General features: G+C 60.3%; 17 protein-coding genes and 1 tRNA gene. 2 read left to right on the top strand and 16 right to left on the bottom strand.

Annotated elements, in window-relative coordinates:
- Window positions 1-66: 66 nt before the first annotated feature.
- The 13 genes from RUGAMON1_RS27645 to RUGAMON1_RS27585 form a co-directional block, all read right to left on the bottom strand.
- On the bottom strand, window positions 67-990 hold the full coding sequence (locus RUGAMON1_RS27645) for a glycosyltransferase family 2 protein (protein WP_445233525.1): 924 nt from the start codon (window positions 988-990) through the stop codon (window positions 67-69).
- Complete coding sequence (locus RUGAMON1_RS27640) at window positions 990-2,435, bottom strand: O-antigen ligase family protein (RefSeq protein ID WP_445233524.1); 1,446 nt, start codon at window positions 2,433-2,435, stop codon at window positions 990-992. Before RUGAMON1_RS27640 ends, RUGAMON1_RS27645 begins: the two co-directional genes overlap by 1 nt.
- Before the next feature lie 9 nt (window positions 2,436-2,444).
- Window positions 2,445-3,956 carry a lipopolysaccharide biosynthesis protein gene (locus RUGAMON1_RS27635; RefSeq protein WP_445233523.1) on the bottom strand — a complete coding sequence of 504 codons (1,512 nt, stop codon included), beginning with the start codon at window positions 3,954-3,956 and terminating at the stop codon, window positions 2,445-2,447.
- Between the two features lie 133 nt (window positions 3,957-4,089).
- A complete protein-coding gene (epsI, locus tag RUGAMON1_RS27630) occupies window positions 4,090-4,776 on the bottom strand; it encodes an exosortase-associated protein EpsI, B-type (RefSeq protein ID WP_445233522.1) in 687 nt (228 codons plus the stop codon).
- Window positions 4,777-4,788: 12 nt separating this feature from the next.
- Window positions 4,789-5,682, bottom strand: a complete 894-nt coding sequence (gene xrtB / locus RUGAMON1_RS27625) for an exosortase B (protein ID WP_445233521.1) — start codon at window positions 5,680-5,682, stop codon at window positions 4,789-4,791.
- Entirely contained in the window at window positions 5,682-6,548 is an 867-nt protein-coding gene (gene epsG / locus RUGAMON1_RS27620) for a chain length determinant protein tyrosine kinase EpsG (RefSeq protein ID WP_445233520.1), read from the bottom strand. The genes xrtB and epsG overlap by 1 nt, the downstream gene beginning before the upstream one ends.
- 16 nt (window positions 6,549-6,564) lie before the next feature.
- Window positions 6,565-7,968 (bottom strand): chain length determinant protein EpsF, encoded by a 1,404-nt coding sequence (gene epsF, locus RUGAMON1_RS27615; RefSeq protein ID WP_445233519.1) that lies wholly within the window; start codon window positions 7,966-7,968, stop codon window positions 6,565-6,567.
- Window positions 7,969-8,028: 60 nt separating this feature from the next.
- Window positions 8,029-8,820 (bottom strand): polysaccharide export protein EpsE, encoded by a 792-nt coding sequence (gene epsE / locus RUGAMON1_RS27610; protein ID WP_445233518.1) that lies wholly within the window; start codon window positions 8,818-8,820, stop codon window positions 8,029-8,031.
- A 55-nt stretch (window positions 8,821-8,875) separates the two neighbouring features.
- Window positions 8,876-9,850 carry an EpsD family peptidyl-prolyl cis-trans isomerase gene (locus tag RUGAMON1_RS27605; protein WP_445233517.1) on the bottom strand — a complete coding sequence of 325 codons (975 nt, stop codon included), beginning with the start codon at window positions 9,848-9,850 and terminating at the stop codon, window positions 8,876-8,878.
- Between the two features lie 289 nt (window positions 9,851-10,139).
- Entirely contained in the window at window positions 10,140-11,522 is a 1,383-nt protein-coding gene (locus RUGAMON1_RS27600) for an undecaprenyl-phosphate glucose phosphotransferase (protein ID WP_445233516.1), read from the bottom strand.
- Window positions 11,523-11,530: 8 nt separating this feature from the next.
- Entirely contained in the window at window positions 11,531-12,787 is a 1,257-nt protein-coding gene (epsL, locus tag RUGAMON1_RS27595) for an XrtB/PEP-CTERM-associated polysaccharide biosynthesis outer membrane protein EpsL (protein WP_445233515.1), read from the bottom strand.
- A gap of 37 nt (window positions 12,788-12,824) precedes the next feature.
- Window positions 12,825-13,535 carry a CAAX prenyl protease-related protein gene (locus RUGAMON1_RS27590; protein WP_445233514.1) on the bottom strand — a complete coding sequence of 237 codons (711 nt, stop codon included), beginning with the start codon at window positions 13,533-13,535 and terminating at the stop codon, window positions 12,825-12,827.
- A gap of 127 nt (window positions 13,536-13,662) precedes the next feature.
- Window positions 13,663-15,561 (bottom strand): ATP-binding cassette domain-containing protein, encoded by a 1,899-nt coding sequence (locus RUGAMON1_RS27585; RefSeq protein WP_445233513.1) that lies wholly within the window; start codon window positions 15,559-15,561, stop codon window positions 13,663-13,665.
- Window positions 15,562-15,754: 193 nt separating this feature from the next.
- Here RUGAMON1_RS27585 and RUGAMON1_RS27580 point away from each other — a divergent pair.
- Window positions 15,755-15,829 (top strand) — tRNA-Arg (locus tag RUGAMON1_RS27580).
- Window positions 15,830-15,908: 79 nt separating this feature from the next.
- Complete coding sequence (locus RUGAMON1_RS27575) at window positions 15,909-17,024, top strand: glycosyltransferase family 4 protein (RefSeq protein ID WP_445233512.1); 1,116 nt, start codon at window positions 15,909-15,911, stop codon at window positions 17,022-17,024.
- Here RUGAMON1_RS27575 and RUGAMON1_RS27570 read toward each other — a convergent pair.
- The 3 genes from RUGAMON1_RS27570 to RUGAMON1_RS27560 form a co-directional block, all read right to left on the bottom strand.
- Complete coding sequence (locus tag RUGAMON1_RS27570) at window positions 17,021-17,743, bottom strand: PEP_CTERM-anchored TLD domain-containing protein (protein WP_445233511.1); 723 nt, start codon at window positions 17,741-17,743, stop codon at window positions 17,021-17,023. The two genes, RUGAMON1_RS27575 and RUGAMON1_RS27570, sit on opposite strands and share 4 nt — an antisense overlap.
- Before the next feature lie 124 nt (window positions 17,744-17,867).
- Window positions 17,868-18,881, bottom strand: a complete 1,014-nt coding sequence (locus tag RUGAMON1_RS27565) for an alginate O-acetyltransferase AlgX-related protein (RefSeq protein ID WP_445233510.1) — start codon at window positions 18,879-18,881, stop codon at window positions 17,868-17,870.
- On the bottom strand, window positions 18,881-20,353 hold the full coding sequence (locus RUGAMON1_RS27560) for an MBOAT family O-acyltransferase (protein WP_445233509.1): 1,473 nt from the start codon (window positions 20,351-20,353) through the stop codon (window positions 18,881-18,883). The genes RUGAMON1_RS27565 and RUGAMON1_RS27560 overlap by 1 nt, the downstream gene beginning before the upstream one ends.
- Between the last annotated feature and the right edge of the window lie 95 nt (window positions 20,354-20,448).

Genomic DNA, 20,448 nt, shown 5'->3' with positions numbered 1-20,448 from the left:
CTTTCAGCGTGATCCGGCTGTCTTCCACTATACAACATCTGTTGCGCTAAACCGGCTGTTTTTTCCTCAAAGCCAGCTTTTCCCCACCTGCACCAGGCTGCGGCCGCCGGGTAAGCACATCAAGAGCGTGGTCCACCAGCGCTTGGCGCGCAGACCGTGGCGGATACCCAACAGCTGGCGCAGCGCATCGCGCCGACGGCCGCTCTGGCAGGCGTGACGGGCCACACTGATGCGGGCGTCGGCGACCAGCCATAGCGCCGCCTCGCCCATGGCCGCAGGCACGCTACCGGCCTGCACGCGCTGCTCCAGTCGCTGCAGCGCCGGCAGCAGCGCGGTGACCGCATTGCTGGCGACCAGACTGCCGCTGACGGCCACCCGATAAGCGACCAGCGGCGTGGGACAGTAAATCAGCGTCAGCCGCTCCATCAAGCGGAACCACAGGTCCAAATCCTCGCCCAACGATTCGCCGACAGGAAAATACGGTGCGAACGGCAGCAGGTCGCGACGCCGCACCGCCACCGAGTTGGTGCAAAACAGCGAACCGAAACGCAGACGGTAAAACCCATCTTCGATGACCTCGAACGGGGCCGGCACCTGCTCCGCCCCCACTTGGGCCTCGGCACTGCCATCCGGAATGCGGCGGTAATCGGTCGCATAAAACGCGCCCTCGGGATGGCGTTCGGCCATCGCGACGACCGCGGCCAGATAGCCCGGCTGATACCAATCATCGGCATCGAGGAAACAAATCAGCTCGCCGCGGGCGATCTCGATGCCGCGGTTCCTGGCCAGCGACACGCCGCCGTTGGCCACGCGCAGCAGACGTACGCGCGGCTCGTTCATCGCCGCCACCACGTCGGCGCCATGGTCGCGCGAACCGTCGTCGACGACGATCACTTCGAGCTGCGCATGGGACTGACTCAACACCGAGCGTATCGCCATCTCGACAAATGCCGCTTTGTTGTACAAAGGCATGATTACGGAACACAACATCAGCGTACCCCGCGCGCGTAGGCCAGGTTTTGCGCAGGAACAACAACTGCCGGCGTCCCCGCCGCCGCAGCGGCCGCCGGCCGCCGCATATAGCCCGCCAACACCATCAGCAACAGCAGCTGCATCATCTGTTCAGTACCAAAGCCGATCAAGGACATCGGCACCTCGCTCACCGAGCGCGACAGCAGCATCAGGAACAGCGCCAGCGACAAGCCCTCGCTAGCGCGCACGGTCCGCACGGCAAACCAGAGCAAGGTCGCCAGATAAACGATCAAGCCGAAAAAGCCCACCAGGCCGGCGCTGGCCAGGCTTTGATAGAACTGGCTGTGCGCGTGATACGCATAGGGAATCCGGATCTGATAGCGGTAGGCGTCATCAAAAATCGTCAAGCCGTAGCCGAACACGGGGCTGCGGCGCCACTCCTGCAGCGCGATCCGCCAGACCTCATCGCGGCCGGTCAGGCTGACCAGCTCTGCGCCGGCGCTGGAGCCGAAGAAGCGGGTGATGCGGTCGCCCATGCCGCCAAACATGAACGCCAGGCACACCACGGCCAGCACGCCCAGCGCGCCGAGAATCAGGGCCACCGGCAGATGCGGGCGGCGGTGATCCAGCAAGCGCCGCACCAGCGATTGCTCGCCCTGGAAGTACATCAGGCAGGCCATGCCCAGCAGGAAGGAAATATAGCTGGATTTGGACTGCGTCAGCAGCAGGGTCGCCAGGCCGAGCCCCCAGGCAAACCAGCTCAGCAGACGGTTGGCGTACGGACTGCGCCACAAGCACAGCAGAAACGTCACCGACAGCGGCCCCAGACTGTTGGCATGGGAGCTCAGGCCGGCGTAGCGAATGTGCACGCCGGGCAAAATGCCGAAATAGTTATGGCTCATCACCAGTTCCGGCCGCACCGGCGCGACCATGGCGCCGATCAACATGAACACCAGCACGCCGTTGCGGAAGACACGCAGCGCGCTCTCGGCCTCGCTGCGCGACATCAGCAGCGCCGCCACGCCGGCCCCGGCGAACATGAAGTAATCCTTGACCAGGGAATGGTGAGCGGACAAGAAGGCGCTGGTGACGATATTGGTCACAAAGAAGGCCAGGAAGCCAAACAGCAACGCCATCGGCACCGCAGGCCGGCGCCGCCCCGCCAGCAAATGATGACCGATACGCTCAAACGGCACCAGCAGCAGCATCAGCGTCGCCACCCGGCTGGCCCATGCCACCGCCGCGTGCTTGGAGGCCGGCGCCGCGAGCATCATTTCGTCGAAAAAGAATAAATTGCGTCCAGACAACAAAGCGCCGATGCCAATCGACAGCAACACCGGATAGAAGATATACGGCAACAGCCCCTGTTCGTGCTTGTGGCCAAGGTGCAATACGAAGGCAGCCCCAAGAATGAGCGCGAAGGCGGCCAGCAGGGCCACCGCGCCAAAAATTATCAGATCCATTCTGTTCTCTTATCCTTTATTGCAAGCCGCATTCATGTGATTAATCAAGCGCGGCGGCAGCGGCGGGCTGAAACGCGCGAGCATCTGCACCACGCGCACGCCCAGCAACCGCGGCATGCGCAACGCCAGCAGCGCCGTGACGCCGGCGCCGCTAAACGCGCCGCACAGCAAGGCCAGCGCGGGCGCCGTCCCCAGCGCGCGCCCGGCCAGACAGCCGGCCTGGGTCGCGACCGCCGCCGTCGCCATCAGCAGCGCGGCGCGCCACGCCAGCGGCGCCAGCGCCGCCGCGCCGACCCCGACGCGGCGGCAGGCCACCGTGCCGATCAGCACGGCGCGTGCCAGCAAGGCGCAGGCCGCGATCGTCGCGACCATGACCGGCCCCTGCGGCGCCAGCGTCATCAACGCGTACACCATCAGCAGCAGCAGCGGCAATTGCAGCATGCTCTCCAGATGTTTGCCGCCGGAATTCCACAAGATCGGCGTCGACAGCCCCCAGGTAATATACGCCGGCATGGCCAAGGCCAGTATCGCAAATATCGGCCCCGACGCCGCCCAGCGGCCGCCATACACGGTGGCGATCAGGTCGGGCGCGAGCAGGGCCAGCGCGACGAACATCGGCCCGATCACGATCCAGATCACGGCCAATACCGACAGATAAGTGTCGCGCAGACGCGCCATATCGTCCTGCAGGCGCGCGCCGGTCGCCAGGAACGCCGGTTGCAGCGCACTGAGGAACAAGGCATTGGGGGTGTTCGCCAAATTGTACGCCACGTTGTACACCCCGACCGCATGCGGATTCAGATAGCGGCCGAGGAAAATGCGGTCCAGATTGTTCAGGCACCAGTTGCACAGATTGGTCACAAAAACGGTCCCGCCGATCTGGGTGAACGCGCGCGCGCCGGCATACCAGAACAGCGGACGCAGCGAGTGCGGATGGCGCGCCAGACTGAGCAAGAGCGCCGCCAGGGTCTGCGACAGCCAGGCCGCCACCAGCGCCCACACGCCGGCGCCCAGATAGGCGCACGGAATGCCGACCGCGAGGTAGCCGATCATATAACTGGCCACCTGGATGATATTGAGCGCCCGAAAGTCCATCTGCCGCCGCAACAGGCTGCTGGCCGGCGCGGTGACGGCGTTGAGCACGCACGTCAGGCTCAGCCAGCGAACGATGGGCGCCACCGCCGGCTCGCGGAAATAAGCGGCCACGGTGGGCGCCAGCACGAACAGCAAGACGCTGGCCAGGCCGCCGGTCAGCAACTGCCACGTGAACGCAAAGCGGATATCGCGCTCGTCGATCTCCTGGTTCTGGATCAGGCCCCACGAAAACCCGAAATCCGCCAGGAAGTTGCTGAAAGTCATCACCACCAGCCCCATGGCGAACAAGCCGTACACTTCCGGCCCCAGCATCCGCGCCAGGATCACCTGCGTGCAGAGCTGCAGCGCAAAGCGCGCCACCGTCCCCAGCGCCGCCCACTTGACAGCCGCCACGCTCTTGCGCTTGAGTTCATTGCCCGCGTTCATGCGCGGTACTGCCTGCAGCGGACGCCGGTCGCCGGAAAAAAAACCGCCCGCACCGGGGCGGCGCCGCGCCGCGTCATATAAGTCGAGTCAAACACCATAGATTCCCAGCAAGGCGCAGCCGCCGATTGCGCCATTATCCCGTGAACGTGCCGATCAGGCGCGCACGGTCTTTCTTGTTGAGACTGTCGAGCAGGGCCTTGACGAACTGGGTCTGCACGCCGTAGGCGTGCGGCAGATCGGTATCGATGGTCGACACCCGCACCAACATGCCATCGGGCACCGTTCCTTCCAGCCCGTAGCGCAGGCGCTGCAGGCGTTGTTCAAAATCGGGACGCGTCATCTTGTCGCCGATCGTGATCCAGTACGTGATCGGTTCGCTGCGGTTGCCGCTCACCGCCAGCAGCTGTTTCACCGGCAGCACGCCATAGTCGGTGCCCAGATTGACGAACTGGTCTTTCTTGATCTCGAACCCCTGCGACGCATAGCACACTTCCGGCCGGTGCACGCCCATGCTGTCGCCCTGATCGCCGCCATAGGCCATCGACAGCATGACGCGCTCGCCGTTCGGGTTGATGTAGGTGCGCGACAAGGTCTGGTTATAAATCCGGTCCAGCCGCGCCTGGGTCTCGGGATCGACCTGCAACGGCACCACCGAGGTGTCGATCTGCCAGTCGCCAAAGCGCTGCGGTATCATCGCCTCCAGCTGCAGCTTTTCCCGGTTGTCGGCCATTTTCCGGGTCGGCGTGACGATCCGGGTCAAGCCCGCCGACGAGACCATCAGCAGGCACAGCACCAGGCTGACCGTAAAAGTTTTTTTCATCGCCAATCCTCGTTACGCGGCGGCTGCCGCGCGTTTTTTAACTATCCATTGCAGCATCGTGTCCAGGCTCAGGATCAGGATCAGCGCAGTCATGAACAACACCATGCCGGCAAAGCCATGCAGGAAGCCCTGCCCCGCCGCATCGCCGAAGAAATACGTAATCAGCGTCAGCGCCATCACCCGGATCACATTGGCCGAGAACGAAATCGGAATGATCAACAGCGCCAGCGTGACGTTGCGGAACGGCGACGTGTGGCGCACCACGTTCAGGTAGAACAGGCCCAGCGCCTCCAGGGTCAGCAAGGTCTGTAGGCCGGCGCAGGCGTCGGCCACCAGCAACTGGTATTGACCGATCTGCAGGATGACGCCGTTGCGCGCGATCGGGAAGCCGGCCATGAACAGGATATGCTCGGTGGCGTAGGACACCGCCATTTTCATCGGCATCGTCAGCTGGCTGACCAGCGGCCCCGGCAGCGGCACCATAAACAGCATGAAGAAAAACGGGAACCAGACGGTGGCCAAGCCCTTGCCGCCCCACATCAGCAGGACGATGGCGGCGCTCACGCCGATCAGCGACAGGATCTCCATCGAGATGATCTGCTGCGAGCGGCCCAGTACATACATCGCCAACGACGGCAGCAACACCACCCAGCCGACCGGGCTGCCCGGGCGGCCGGCGCCGCCCGCCAGCAGCGCCGGCCACTGGCGATAGATCAGCCAGACCGACAGCGCCAGAATAATCGGCCCGTGGGCCTGTTCCTCGGTGGACCAGACGCCGTTCAGCAGACCGTACAGCGTCGGCACCGCCAGCACCAGGAAACCCAGCGCAATTGGCAACCACAACGGCAAAAGCGACCTGTCACCAAAGCGGCTCATCAGCGGCGCCCAGCGGCTTTGGCTGGTCATCAAAAGTCAACCATGACCGAACCGACCACTTCGACGCCGTTCTGGCGCATCTGCTCGGCCATATTGCTGATGCTCGCCATCCGCGTCTGGTTCTTGCGCGCGATCAGCAACACGCCGCCGGCGCGCGAGGCCACGGCCAGCGCGTCCGACCCGGCGGCAAACGCCGGCACGTCGTACAGCACGGCGTCATAGCGCGACTCGAGCTGCGCGTTCAGGCCGGCAAACGAGGTGCGGCTCAGCAGTTCGGCCGGATTGGGCGGCAAGGTGCCGGCGCCCAGCACCGACAGCGCCACAAAAGCGTCCACCTTGGCGATGGCGTCCAGTTCGGCGCGCCCGGCCAACACATCGGACAAGCCTTGTTTGGCGGGCAGGTCGAAGATTTCCATCTGTTTGGGCTGGCGCAAGTTGGCGTCGACCAGCAGGGTATGCTCGCCCAGTTGCGAGAACACCACCGCCAGATTGGCGGCAAACAGACTGGCGCCGTCGCCCTGGTCCACCGCCAGCACCACCAGCGATTTCCTGCCGCGGGCGAACCAGCGCAACATCAGCTGGCTGCGGACCGCGCGCAGCGCCTCGACCTGATGGCTGAACGGTTGATACGCCGCCACCAGCAGCGGCGAAAAACGTCCCTCGCCGGGTTGCAGGTAGGGATAGTCGAATTGACGGGCCAACACTTGCTGGATATCGGCTTCGGTAATCAATCCCAGCCGTTGCGCCGCCTCGCCAAAGCGTATGCCCAGTTCTTTCTGCATGCGCAAGACGCGTTCAGCGTTTTCCGGCGTAATTTTTCCGGACTCGAGCAGCAGACCGCCGATGCTGGAGTCGGCCGAGCGCGGCGGCGCGGCCAAGGTGTTCACTGGTTGCATGATCGTGGCTTCCATCTTAATTAAGGCGCAAACGGCGCGGCAATATCGAATTCAATTTGGCACCCCGGCTGCGCGCCGGCGCCCAGTCGACCACCCCGAAGACCGGAATGTCCAGTGCCTCGCGCAAATCGGCGTCCGAGCGCACGCGGCGGTTGAGCAGCTCCATCACCAACGCCAGGCCGACGCCGAAGAAGACGCCCAGGAACAGCGACAGCAACATATTGCGGACCACTTTAGGACCATCCGGCTCGATCGGCGGCACGGCCGGGTTCAGCACGGCGATGTCGGATTGCTCGGACTGGCCTTCGATTTTGGTTTGAGAGAAACGCTGCGAAGCGGAGTCAAAGGCGCGCTGCGCGCTTTCCACATCCTTGGCCAGCACGTTCATTTCATCGCGGGTGCGATTGAGCTCAAGCACCTTGCTCTTCTGCGTCTGCAGCGCTTCGCGGATGGCCGCTTCGCGCTGCTGCAGGATCTGGGCATTGTTGCCGACGCTGCGCGAGGCGATGCGGATCTGCTCGTCGAGATCGTGGCGCAGCTTATCGACTTCCGCCTTGGCGCTCTGGTATTGCGGATGGTTGCGGTCCAGGCGCTGGGCGATTTCGGACAACTTGGCCTCGGCATTTCCCAGGCCCAGCTTCAGGCTCTGGATCAGCGAATTGGACGCCACGTCAGGCGATTCCGCCGAGCTGCCCTGGGCCATGCGCTGGCGCGACAGCGCCTCCATCAGCTGCCCTTGCGCGCCCACCAGCTGCGCCGACAGGTCGTTGAGCCGGTTCGACTCGACATCCAGACGGTTGTCGACGCTGACGATGCCGTTTTCCTGCTGGTATTTGGACAGCCGGCTCTGGGTTTTCTCCACATTGTCGCGCAACATCTTGGTTTGCTCGTCAAAGTACAGCGCGGCTTTCTTCATCGGCTCGACCTTGAGCTGGATGCTGACCTTCTGATACTCTTCCGCAAAAGCATTGGCCACCGCCGCCACGAACTGCGGATCGGAGCCCTTGAAACTGATATCGACCACGCTGCTTTCGCGCGACGGCACGATTTCCAGCTTTTTCAGCAGCAGCTCGGCCAGCCAATCGCGCACCGATCCAACGCCGCCGGTGACGTCGTTATATTGCGCCACCACGGCCGGATTTGCGGCCAACTTGAGCTGGTCAACAACCAGCAGCGCGACCTTTTTGCTGGAAACAATATCGATTTGCGTGGCCATGTATCCGGGCAACAACTGCCCCGGCATGGTCAGTCCCGTCAGCGGATCCACGCCCTTGTAATTCATGAGCAAGGTGCTGGTGGCCTTGTACGTTTTAGGCAAAAGCAAACTCACGGTCAAGGCCGCCAGGACGGTGGCCAGCAGCGTAAAGAAGATGATCTTCTTGCGTGCGCCCAATATCAACAAAAATTGAGAGAAATTCATATATACACTTTCTAAGCTAAAACGGCTGGTGTGGCGCTGCTGCGGATCGCTGGCACGCAATCAAAACAGGCTCTCTTTGACATACACCACGTCATCGGCCTTGAGCAGATCGTCTTGTTTGGCATTGATGACCTGGACCACGCCTTGGGCGTCGCGGCGCTTAATCACCATGCCGCGTTCCGTGCCGCGGGGGGTCAATCCGCCCCCGGTGGACAGGGCCTGCACCACCGTCATCGCCCGCTCCAGACGGAAGGTTCCGGGCCGTTGCACTTCGCCATAAATATAGAAGCGCGGCGCGCGCTCAACATAAATAATGTCATTGGCAGCCATCTCGACATCCCGCTCCAGGTCGCCGCTACGCAGCATCTCGACCAGGTCGACCACATCCTTGCTAATTTTGCCATTGCGCTTGCGGATCAGCGTCAGCGTATCGCCGCCATCGGCGCTGACCCCGCCAGCGACCGCCAGCATATCGACCAGGCTGCGCTTGCCTTCCAGCGGATAGCGGCCTGGGCGGAATACCTGCCCCAGCACCGACACTTGCTGGCTCTGGATCGACGTCACGACCAGGTTGACCTGGGCTTTGCGGACGAAGCCGCCACTTTCCAGCATGCCGGCAATCTTCTTTTCCGCACTGGAGACCGACAGGCCGCCCAGCGCTACTTCGCCGATCAGCGGGAAGGTGATGGCGCCGCTCTCGCTGACACGGGTTTCCAACCCAAGGTCGGGACTGCCATACACCGACACCTTGATCGCATCCCCCGGCCCCAACAACATATCCGCAGCCATGGCGCCGCCAACCACACCCAGAGCCAGCAAGAGACCCATCGTCCAACCTATCAGTCGTTTCATACGCTACCCGTTTATAGTAAAAATTATCCTGATCCGCCTCGCACCGCAGACGGGGTTATTTCAGCCCCGCCACACCGCGCGCGTTGGCTGACTCGGCGCCGTCAGCGGCCGCCGGGGCGGCCGGGGCCGCCGCAGGCGTCGCGGGCGTCGCCGCCTTCACCGGTGTCAAGGTCTTGTCCAGATATTCAATCTTGGCCGCAGCGCGCAAACGGGCCAATTCGGCGTCCGCAGCGTCCTTGTTCTTCTTATTGAACAAGAATTGTTCGATCTGCGCCGTCGACTGCTCCAACGTGACGGCGGCGTCACGGACCTCCGCAATCGAAATCAGCAACGAGCGCTGACCTTCCTTAATAATAAACAATTGCCCCTTGGGCATCGCCAGCAAGCGCGCCGACAATTCCGGCGGCAACTCCGCCGTCGTCCTGGATAACTGGGTCCGGCTAAACTTGACTTTGTGGGCATCGAGCCATGCCGCCACCTCGTCCAGCGACTTGGCCGCGTCCATGGCCGCTTTGAGGTCGTCGTTCATGTCGGCAGTGGCAATCACCAATTCCCGCAGGTCGAGCTGCTTGCGGCGGGAGAAGAATTCCGGATGCTGCTCGAAATACGCCGACACCTCCGCCGCAGTCGGCTTGGCCGGCGTGCCCAGACGTTTTTGCATGTAGGTCTGGGCGATGATCAGCGCCTTGGCCCGCTCAACGGCCTGCACCACCTTCGGATCGCGGTCGAGTTTGTCTTTGGCGGCTTCATTCAGCAGCAACTGCCGGTCGATCAGCGACTCCACCAGCTGCCGTTTAGCTTGTTCCTGTTGCGCGGCCTGCACGCCCGAGCGCTGCAACTCTTCGTTCAGTTGCAAAACTGTAATTTCTTCGCCGTTCACACTGGCCAGTGCCTGCCCGGGCTTCTTTTCCTTCTCGCCGCATGCGCTCAAAGCGGCCAACGCCGTCAACATCACGCCGGCACGCAGCAGGCGGCCGGAGGCGCGCGAAGATTGGGGGCGAATCGAGCTGGCGGTATCAAGATGCTTCAAAATATTTCCTTTAAGATTTATTACCTTGATCGGGACGCAATCACTGCGCCATCCCACGGCCGTGGAACGAAGACCCGCAGCAGGGACTGAACTGATTTTCGTCAAAAGTATGCGATGGACGTCGGTGATTGTCAATATTATAAATTTACTTCCCGAGGAAAAACATTGTCATTTTTAATAATTGACAATGATACCAATGAGATGAAAAAACCGGCAACACCGCTGCCGCCCGGCGCAGATCCATGCAACTATAACAACTGTTGATTAAGACCCGCTTAATGTCGCCCGTCTAGTGCGCGTTTTCGCGCGCCAGCACCACTTTGACCGTGCGTAAAATAATCCAGATATCGAGCCACAGCGACCAGCTGCGCAGATAGTCCAAGTCGTAGCGGATACGCGCTTCCATTTTATCCAGCGTTTCCGTTTCGCCGCGCAAGCCATTGACCTGCGCCCAGCCGGTGATGCCCGGCTTGACCTTATGACGCAGCATGTAGCCCTTGATTAATTTTCGATATTGCTCGTTATGGGCGACCGCATGCGGGCGTGGGCCGACGATGCTCATTCTGCCCTGCAGCACATTGATGAACTGCGGCAACTCATCGAGCGAGGTGCGCCGCAAGAAGGCGCCCACCCGCGTCACCCGCTGGTCATTCTTGGTTGCCTGCACCACATGGTCGCCATCGTCGACGGCCGTCATCGAACGGAATTTGTAGACGATAATTTCCTCGCCATACAGGCCATAGCGGCGCTGGCGGAAAATCACCGGCCCGGATGAACTGCACTTCACCGCCAGCGCGATGACAAACATAACAGGCAGCAACATCAACTGGATGATCAGCGCCAGCACGATGTCGCTGATCCGCTTGATCATGCTGTTGAGGCCGGTAAACGGACTCTCGCAAATGGCGATCACCGGCATGCCGCCGACGTTGTCGAAGCGGGCCTGCATCAAGTCGAACACGTAGATATCGGGCAGAAAATACACCGAAGCGGTCGTATCCTGCAGCTCATCGAGCAGCTTGCGTATCCGCGGCTGGGCAGAGATAGGCTGGCTAATGAAAATCATCTTGATATGGTGCTCGCGGACGAAGGCGGCAATGTCCGCCATCCTGCCCAGCATCGGATGATTCAGCGACGGCGGCCGACGATCTTCGGTGCGGTCGTCGAAAAAGCCATGCACGCTCATGAACAGATTGGGATTGGCTTCGATCGTACGGGCGAATTTAATGCCCACATCGTTGGCGCCGATGATGGCGACCGACCTTACTTCCGTCGCCGCAGGCGATCCCGCCCCCATCTTGCGCGCCGCCAGATGGATGCCAAGCAAGATAAAGGGGGTCAGCACGAACCAAGTCAATACCACTGTTTCGTCATAGTGGTAAGCCAGGCCGCTGGCTACGCCGAGCAGCCACAACAGGGCGGCGCTGACGATCCAGCCGACGAAAATGTCGCGGGAAAACGCCAGCATGCGGCCGCTGCGCCAGGTCCGGTAGGGATCGAAATGCGGATACACTGCGGACGAGATAAAGAACGCCAGCACCATCAACACCAGCGAATAGCCGGTAAATGGCACGCCCAGCAGCGCTGAGATCAGGTACAGGGACCCCATGATAATCAGCGGATCGACCACGCGCTGAAAGAAGGAAATTAAAGGGATATCGTTGACCGTCATAGTAAATCTTAAAACTGCGCGCTGACGCTGAAGGAGGCGCCGTTCGCGCGGTAATTGTTGGTGCCGACAAAGGGACTGCCGGTGCGGGACTCACGGAACACGCCCGCGTTCAATTGCACGGCCTGCAAGGGCGCATAGGTCAGCCCGGCGTTTAGGCTGCGGGTGGAGTCCTCTATGGCGCCGGGCAATACCACCCCGTTGATGGTGTCGAACTGGCGGCGCTCACGGCGCCACGACGCATCGGCGCGCAGCTTCGCGGAAATGTCCCAGCCTGCCGCCGCGCTCATGCCCTTGTTGAAACTGTTGCTGATGAAAGTACTTTCCACGGCGGAAAACTCGCGCCAGCCGGACAAGGTAAAGCTCAGCTTGCCCAACGGACGCCAGACGAGATTGCCCTTGCCGTTGGCGCCGCTGGAGTTACGCTGGGAGAAAAACACATGCTCACGCCGCGCCCATCCGACCAGCATCTGCAGCTGCGTGGTGCCACTGAAAGCCCAGTTAACGTCGGCCTTCAACTCATCCTGGCTATAGCCATCATCCACCGTCGTGCTGCCGATCTGCCGGTGATTGGGATACGCCCCTTTCAGATGGCGCAGCTGCACGCCGATCCGGCTGCCGCTGGCGGCCAGGAAATCGATGCCACCGAAGGCCACGTCCTCGGTGTGATCGTTGTAGCGCTGCGCCAGCAGGTCGTAGGTAAATTTCTCCTCCGAATAACCGCCGCGCAACTGCCAGCTGGGATGGAAACGCCATGCGCCATCGACGTATTCGCGGCGCTGGACCCGCAAGTTGCGCTCATTGCTGTGGTAGTCGGTGAAGGGCGTCAGGGTCTGCGCATATTTTCCGCCGACATGCCCCTCCAGATGATTGCCCAAATGCCACTCCAATGCAGCCAAAAAATCCTTGCCGTTATAGTCCAACTGCTCGTACTTGGAAAACTTGACATTGCTGATCTTCGCCTGCCCGGTCAGCACCTGGCGGCCCAGCGGCCGTTCGAACGAGGCGCCGACGGCGGTTTGCAACAAGGTGTCGGAGCGGCTGCCGACAAACCCGGGCGCCTGGTCGGGCAGGCGGAACAAATTGTCTTCGTAGCTGTAGGTGAGGACTGCAAACGGGTGGACGGTGTCGCTCAACGCGGCCGAAGCGGGCAAGCACACCGCCGTGCCCAACAGCACGGCCAGCGGCCGGGTCAAAGACAGGAAGCGCGTGACTTTACGATAATTCTGGAATGAATCTTTTTTTAGCTGAGAACTCAACATTGGCATTCATCTTTGAGAGAGATCAATAGGCTGGTTATCTATGTTACCAGTATGCCCAGTGATCAGTGGAAATTATCCATGCGCCCAGCAGTCCGTTGGTGACACCGTGTGCGATGACCGGAGCCCACAAGGAACGGCTGCGCATATAGAGGATCGTATATACCGCGCCCGCCACGACACCGGCGAACCACAGCGTGTGCTCGAAGCCGAATAATAACACCGTGATAATAAAGGTTGTGTTTTTTACCCGTGCCGGATCGTGCTGCAAAAACGCCTGCGCATCGAGAAACCGCATCAGAAACGAGCGCCAGAACAACTCTTCCATGACCGGCACCACCAGTGCCGCCCCGGCCAGGCGTACCGCCACCAGCAGCCAGTCGATCTGGCGCTGGTCGCGCGGATCGAAGCCGGCTGAATTGCCCAGCACCATCCACGGGGCATCGAGCCGTATCCACAACCACCATACCGCGATGCCGCACAGCACCGAGAGCGCCAGCACGCCGCCGCGCGGCAATGGCAGCGCGAGCTCCGTATAGTGGCGGCGGTACCACAGCAGCGCCGCCAACACGGCACTGATTTTGACGCCGTACAGCCAACGCAGTTCCGTCGCCGTCCACCCGCAGCGTTCCAGAACATCCGCCACGATGATAAAGCCGATATAGATTATGAACGGCAACACGCGCGCACGCGCGTCACGGTCAAGCATGGCGGCCACGCGGCGCAGAAACAACGCCGGCGCGTCGCGGCAAAGCAAGCACTATCATCGAACATCCTGTCGGCAAGGGGAAGGGAAAGCGCGGCGGCGGCACCGCCCGGCTGAAACCGTGCACATACTACAACAAATTGCCGCGACACTGAACAACATTCACGCCCCCAGCCACTCAGCTTCCCGCGCCGGCCTCGATTGCCTCCCAGCGTTCCAGCGCCGCCAGCAATTCGGCCTCGATCGTGACAATCCGGGCGTTGACCCGCTTGGCTTCGGCGGCATTCTTCTTGTAAAAGTCGGGATCGGACAGTTGCAGCGTGAGGGCGGCTTGTTCGTCTTCCAGCGCCGCGATCAGTCCGGGCAACTCCTCCAGTTCGCGCTGCGCCTTAAAGCTCAGCTTTTTCCCCTTGGATGCGGCGCCGGCGACCGGCGCCGGCGTCGGCGCCGCCACTGGCGGGCGCACCGGCGCCGCCGTTGGCACCGCGCGCACCCGCTCCCAATCGCTGTAGCCGCCGACAAACTCGCGCCAGCGCCCTTCGCCCTCGGCCACTATCACCTGCGTCACGACGTTGTCGAGGAAGGTACGATCGTGGCTGACCAGGAACACCGTGCCCGGATAATCCTCCAGCAACTCCTCCAGCAGTTCAAGGGTGTCGATGTCGAGGTCGTTGGTGGGCTCATCCAGCACCAGGCAATTGGCCGGCTTGGCGAACAGGCGCGCCAGCAACAGCCGATTGCGTTCGCCGCCGGAAAGCGACTTCACCGGCGAGCGCGCGCGCTCCGGCGCGAACAGGAAGTCGTTCAGGTATGTCATGACATGGCGACGCTGGCCATTGACTTCGACCCAGTCACTGCCCGGCGAGATGGTATCCATCAGGCTGGCTTCTTCGTTGAGCTGGGTGCGCATCTGGTCGAAATAGGCGACCTGCAATTTGGTCCCCAGGCGCGCGGTGCCGCCCGACGGCTGCTCTTCGCCGAGGATGATTTTCAACAACGTCGTCTTGCCCGCGCCGTTGGCGCCGATCAATCCGACCTTGTCGCCGCGTAAAATCGTACCGCTAAAGTCGCTGACGATGACTTTGTCGCCGTAGCGCTTGCTCACGTTTTCCAGCTCCGCCACAATCTTGCCCGAACGCTCTCCAGCCCCCACCTCCAGCTTGACCTGGCCCTGTTGCTCGCGCCGCGCCAAACGAGTCAGGCGCAGCGCCTCCAGCCGGCGCACCCGCCCTTCGTCGCGCACCCGCCGCGCCTTGACCCCCTTGCGTATCCAGACCTCTTCCTGAGCAAGGAATTTATCGAATTTCGCATTTTCCACTTCCTCGATTTCCAGCTGCTCGCTCTTGCGCACCTGATACGCCGTGAAATTTCCCGGGAAGGACAACAGGCGGCCACGGTCAAGCTCGACAATGCGCGTGGCGACGTTATCGAGGAAGGAGCGATCGTGTGTAATGAACAACACGCTGCCTTTGAAGTCGCGCAGCAGCCCTTCCAGCCACATGATAGAGGTAAAGTCCAAATGGTTGGTCGGCTCGTCGAGCAGCAACACATCGGGCGCCGAAACCAGCGCACGGGCTAACGCCACCCGCTTTTGCATCCCGCCGGACAAGGTGCTCATCAACATGTCGCCGCGCAGGTCCAGCTTGTTGAGGACGGTCTCGACCTTGTTGGTCAGACTCCACGCATCGGCCGCGTCGAGCTGGACCTGAATGTCATGCATGCGCTCCATCACTTCGTCGTCTCGCCCCAGCCCGAACTGGCCGGTCAGCGCATCATATTCCTTCAACAGCGCCGGCAACGGATCCATGCCCGAGGCCACCGCGTCGAACACCGGCATGGTGGGCTCGAACACGGGCTCCTGCTCCACATAGGCGATCTTGATGTTTTGTTGCATAACCAACAAGCCGTCGTCGAGCTTGAAGCGTCCCGAAATCGTCTTCAGCAAGGAGGACTTGCCGGTGCCGTTGCGGCCGATCAGACCGACCCGCTCCCCTATTTCCAAGGAAAATTCTGCGTGATCAAGAAGTGCAACGTGGCCGAACGCCAGTTGCGCCGAGGAGAGTGAAATAACTGCCATAATTGTTTGGGGGCTGTGCGAACGATCTGAGCATTGACGCTAAAGTCGGTCGTGAAAATGAATAGAGTCAACATTGTACCGATACTGGCGCGATTGGTCGCATAAGTTGTAAAAGTCTCGGCTATAATTGCTGGCGTTTTGCGATGGGGCCAGTTCGGTCCATGTCCGCGACGCGCCATCGCACGATGCCGCCCTCCCCGTAGCACAATGGATAGTGCACATGCCTCCTAAGCGTGGGATACAAGTTCGATTCTTGTCGGGGGGACCATATCTGAAGGCAATCGCTGCCGAAGGCCATCACTCTACTTGCGAATGGAAATTCGATCTCTATGCGTATCTTGCGATTCATGGGCTACCCGATCAACAACTTCAGCACGCTGGAGCAGATGATGTTGGCCCAGGCAGCGCGTCTGGCCGAACTCGGTCACGAGGTGCAGATCGCCTTCGATGGCGTGAAGACGCCCGCCGCCGCCGCCGCCGCCCAGGCTTACGCCCCCCATGTCAAGCTGCATTTGAACCTGCCGGCGGCTTTCGGGCTGCGCCGGCCTCTTGCGCTGTTGCACTATCTGCGCGCCGCCAGACGCCTGATCGCCGACGGCGGGTTTGACATCGTCCACCTGTATTTCGATCCTGGCGCGCGCGTGCTGAACCAGCTCGCCCGGCTCTTCCCACAGACGAAATTCATTCGCACCATCGGCAGCACGCCGGTGCCGCGCGGAACGCGACGCTATCTGGACAGCATCAAGCAGCGCAAGTGGGTGTTCGATCTCTCGCAGATGCAAAAAGTGATCTGCGTCGGCGCCCATATCGGCGCCATGCTGGTGCGGTTTGGTGTGCCCGCCGAGCGTATTGTCGTGATCCCCAACGCGACCGACATCCACCGTTTCCGCCGCATCGGCACGGCCACGCCCGGCACGCGGATGCGACTAGGCTTTGTCGGCCGCTTCAATCCGGTCAAGAATATCGAATTGATGATACGAGGAATGGGCCTGCTGGTGCGCGAGCATCAGCGCCGGGACATCGAGTTGATTTTGGTGGGGGACGGCCAGCTGCGCGCCGGGCTGGAGACCCTGGCGCAGACCGAGGGCGTGGCCGAGTATGTGCGGTTCACCGGCCCGGTCAGCGACATCCCGGGGCTGCTCAATACCGACATCGACATCTACGTTCAGGCGTCCCATAACGAAGGATGCCCGGCTGCCGTGATCGAAGCGATGGCGTGCGAGGTACCGGTGGTGCTGTCCGACATCGAAGGCCACCGCCAAGTCGCCACGCCCGAGCTGCATGGCAGCTATTTCAAGGCCAACGATGTCGCCGACTTCGTGCGCTGCGTGCTGATGGTATGTGATCGCTATGCCGACTATCAGGCGGTCGCCACCCGGGCGCGTGAACACATCGTTGCCACCTATGGCATCGACGCCTGGATCAACCAGGAATTGGCGGTCTACAGCAAGCTGTTGACTTAGGCGCGGGTGCGCCGCGTCAGACGCAGGCCCGCGACCAAGCCCAGACCCAGCGCCAGCATCAGGTAGGTGGACGGCTCCGGCACCGCACCGATCTGAAACACCTGAATCGCACCGAAGGTCACGTCCGGCTGCGAGTAGGTGGAACCGTCCAGTATGCTTTTATAGAAATTACCGGTGTCCGGATCGATATAGGAATACAACAACGACACGCCGCCGCTCGTCAGGTTATACGGCACATAAAGATCGCGCCCCAGACCGAAGGTTGGGCCGACGCTGGCGTTGTTGTATGCCTGGTAGGCGCCCACGGAATCGTACACATAACCCTTGGGCGTTTGACGGTGGATCTCGGAGGAAGTGAGGTTAAACAGAAACGAGGTGCGCTGGGCATTGTCGTAGGTCATGTTGTACTCGCCCGCAGACGCCCAGCTCTGAGGATTGTAGCCACCGATCAGCCAAGTCCTGCCCGAAGCATTGGTGGCTTCCATCACCGAAAAGGTTGCACCTTTGCCGTCGACCGCCCGATGAAAGTCCACCGCCGTATCGCCGGCGGCCTTGCTGTAGATATTGGTCAGCTTGATCGTCGCTTTGCCCAGCCAGTTGGCCAATTGCGTTTCATCAGCCGGAGTAAGCAAGGACACATCCGCATACGCATTGCCCACCAATCCAAACACCATGGCGACCGCCGTCAGGGCAGACGCGAAATTGGTATACATTTTCATTTTGAACCTCTTCAATGATATTGATAAGTAATTTCAAATATACCATGTTGACATAAAGGCTCGCAAAAAAACAATGCGGCGGGCCGCGCCCTGCCATCCTCAAGGTACCGGTCCGCTCCGGCTGCTACTGCAATAAAGGCAACACTTGTTGGGCAGCCAGCTGGTGGGCAACCTGGTTCCAGTGCCCATCCATGGGCAAGAAATCCAAGCGCTCGTGCAAGACGTTCCAGTGTTGCGAAAACACCGGTTGCAAGTCGACCACGCGATATCCGACGCTGCGCGCCCGATCGATGAAGGCCGCCCGGTCATCCCCTCGCCAAATCTGCTTGGCATGCAGCGGATCATAGATGGCTTTCCTGTCGCCATCGACCACAAAAATCACCTGCGTATTCTGCCCGGCTATCCGTTGCAGCTGTTGGAAATAGTAGGCAAGTGCGCGGTCGCGCCGCGTCAGTTGCTGCTTGGTCGGCAACTGCACCACAGCATGTGCCTCAGGCGTCAAAAGCCAGTCACGCGCCTTCAGATTGTAGTAAATGTAGCGCGCCAACGCGGATTTCAACACCAGCTGCTTGTTGGACGATTCTTCGTAGCGCGCATGGACCAGCTGAACCTTGCCATTGAGCTCCTGAATTCCGCTATGTCCCCGCGCTGGAGGCTCGACGAGGCTTAGCATATTCCCTTCCTCTACCACGATGACCAGATTTTTCGGTTGAATCAAAGGAATATAAAAGCGTGCGATTTCCAGCGTGTCGGCCAATCCGTTGCCCGACGCAGCTCCCGCATACACGCCGCCTCCGGACAGGCGATTCAAGTTCCCCTGTATCGTCTGCGGATAATCCAGCATCAGCGCTTCGACAAAGCTATCGCCGATCACCAGGGCGCGCGCGCCGGCAGCGAAATCCGGCGAGTTATTGAAGCCTTGTTGATTGGTCACTCCACGGCGCGCATTCGATAATGCCCAACCATACGAATAGGTATAAGGCAAGCGGGGCAAATACCGATTGAAAGGCAACTCCTGTGTGGTCGATTGCAGGCGTAGCCCCGACACCACCGGCAAACATTGAAATATCGCTTCCAATCCGATCAGGGACAGCACCCCCCCCAGGATGATGGGAAAAAAAATACGCATGGCAGCCATTAAAAGTTAAAGTAGAGAAATTCGGATACGCCACGGGTCTCGCTTACCAACAGACAAAGCAGGCTCATTATCAGCAGCGCGCCGAATAACAGCCCGCCGCCGGCCGTACTCAGCCGGGCTTCACGCTGCAGTTGAGATCCCCTCCCCAGCAGCTGGTAGGCGTTCGGCAGCAGAAACGCGATGGCGGCACAGCAAACCAGCCAAATCAGGCAGGAATCAACATTCATGATGCGGTTCATCCCCAGCAAAGTCCCGGCTGTGGTCCATCCGGTAGCCGGCGACACCATGGCGTACAGGATGGCGCCCGCTGACGCCATGCTATTGGCACGAAACAGCACCCAACCAACCACCACCGCCAAAAACGTTACCGCTCCGCCAAGCGCGCTAAGCAGTCTTCCTTGGCGATCGCCAAGCAGACTACGCAGTCCGTGATTGCAAACCAAGTACAGGCCATGCAATAGCCCCCACATCACAAAGGTCCAGTTGGCGCCGTGCCAGAGTCCACCAAGCAACATAGTGATGACCAGATTGAGATATCGCCGTACCGTGCCGTGACGATTTCCACCCAATGCGATATACAAATAGTCGCGCAGAAAGGTGGAAAGTGTGATGTGCCAGCGGCGCCAGAACTCAATAATGGAGGTTGACTTATATGGAGAGTCAAAGTTAATCGGCAATATGATACCGAACATGTAGGAAAGCCCGTAAGCCATGTCGCAGTAGGCAGAGAAATCGAAATACAACTGGAAGGTGTACGCCAATGCACCCGCCCAAGCCTCCAACATGGTCAGATGCGCGTAATGAATATCGAATACCGGTCCGACATAGCGTGCAACACCGTCTGCCAGGACTACCTTCTTGAACAGTCCAATCGAGAAAAACATCATGCCCAGCACTATTTTCCCACGCGAGTAGACGTGCGTAGCGGGGTCCTGAAATTGCGGCATCATCTCCTTATGGTGCAGGATCGGGCCGGCGATCAAGTGCGGGAAGTAAGTGACGAACAGGCCATAACTTTCTGGCCGATAGTCTGCCACCTTGCCGCTGTAAGCGTCGACAAGGTAGGCAATTTGCGTAAAGGTGAAGAACGATATCCCGATAGGCAAGGCTAAGGCCAATGATTGATGAGAGCGCCCAAGCAACCAGTCGACATTCATCAATAAAAAATCAGAATATTTAAAGAAAATTAACAGTGACAAGTTAAATATAAGCCCGCCGATCAACCAGCGCTTGGCAATACCTGCTTGCCCCCGGCTGCGCCAATCCGATATCTTTCCGCCGGCCATAAAATTCGTCAAAATGGAAACCGCCAAAACCGGCAGGAATTTGACATCCCAATAGCTATAAAACGCTACCGAGGCGCAAAATAGAAAGACGACGGAAAGACGCAGTGAAAAGCGTGACGAAAAAAAATAGCCCGTCAACGCTAAAGGCAAAAACACCAGAAAAAAGGGAAAGGTATTAAATAACACGTGATATTCCGCTCAAGAGGAGGAGGATCAAAGAGCAGCCCTGGGGACCGCAACTTATCTAACCAAAATGGTTGCCAATTTACCACATCATGGCG

Source organism: Duganella rhizosphaerae (assembly GCF_040364205.1).
GTDB lineage: Bacteria > Pseudomonadota > Gammaproteobacteria > Burkholderiales > Burkholderiaceae_D > Rugamonas > Rugamonas rhizosphaerae.
This window is presented reverse-complemented; position numbering and strand designations above follow the sequence as displayed.

What these genes read in the sequence shown, in the direction of transcription:
- RUGAMON1_RS27645 (WP_445233525.1), bottom strand. Translation starts at nt 990, where the DNA reads ATGTTGTGTTCCGTAATCATGCCTTTGTACAACAAAGCGGCATTTGTC.
- RUGAMON1_RS27640 (WP_445233524.1), bottom strand. Translation starts at nt 2,435, where the DNA reads ATGGATCTGATAATTTTTGGCGCGGTGGCCCTGCTGGCCGCCTTCGCG.
- RUGAMON1_RS27635 (WP_445233523.1), bottom strand. Translation starts at nt 3,956, where the DNA reads ATGAACGCGGGCAATGAACTCAAGCGCAAGAGCGTGGCGGCTGTCAAG.
- epsI (WP_445233522.1), bottom strand. Translation starts at nt 4,776, where the DNA reads ATGAAAAAAACTTTTACGGTCAGCCTGGTGCTGTGCCTGCTGATGGTC.
- xrtB (WP_445233521.1), bottom strand. Translation starts at nt 5,682, where the DNA reads ATGACCAGCCAAAGCCGCTGGGCGCCGCTGATGAGCCGCTTTGGTGAC.
- epsG (WP_445233520.1), bottom strand. Translation starts at nt 6,548, where the DNA reads ATGCAACCAGTGAACACCTTGGCCGCGCCGCCGCGCTCGGCCGACTCC.
- epsF (WP_445233519.1), bottom strand. Translation starts at nt 7,968, where the DNA reads ATGAATTTCTCTCAATTTTTGTTGATATTGGGCGCACGCAAGAAGATC.
- epsE (WP_445233518.1), bottom strand. Translation starts at nt 8,820, where the DNA reads ATGAAACGACTGATAGGTTGGACGATGGGTCTCTTGCTGGCTCTGGGT.
- RUGAMON1_RS27600 (WP_445233516.1), bottom strand. Translation starts at nt 11,522, where the DNA reads ATGACGGTCAACGATATCCCTTTAATTTCCTTCTTTCAGCGCGTGGTC.
- epsL (WP_445233515.1), bottom strand. Translation starts at nt 12,787, where the DNA reads ATGCCAATGTTGAGTTCTCAGCTAAAAAAAGATTCATTCCAGAATTAT.
- RUGAMON1_RS27585 (WP_445233513.1), bottom strand. Translation starts at nt 15,561, where the DNA reads ATGGCAGTTATTTCACTCTCCTCGGCGCAACTGGCGTTCGGCCACGTT.
- RUGAMON1_RS27575 (WP_445233512.1), top strand. Translation starts at nt 15,909, where the DNA reads ATGGGCTACCCGATCAACAACTTCAGCACGCTGGAGCAGATGATGTTG.
- RUGAMON1_RS27570 (WP_445233511.1), bottom strand. Translation starts at nt 17,743, where the DNA reads ATGAAAATGTATACCAATTTCGCGTCTGCCCTGACGGCGGTCGCCATG.
- RUGAMON1_RS27565 (WP_445233510.1), bottom strand. Translation starts at nt 18,881, where the DNA reads ATGGCTGCCATGCGTATTTTTTTTCCCATCATCCTGGGGGGGGTGCTG.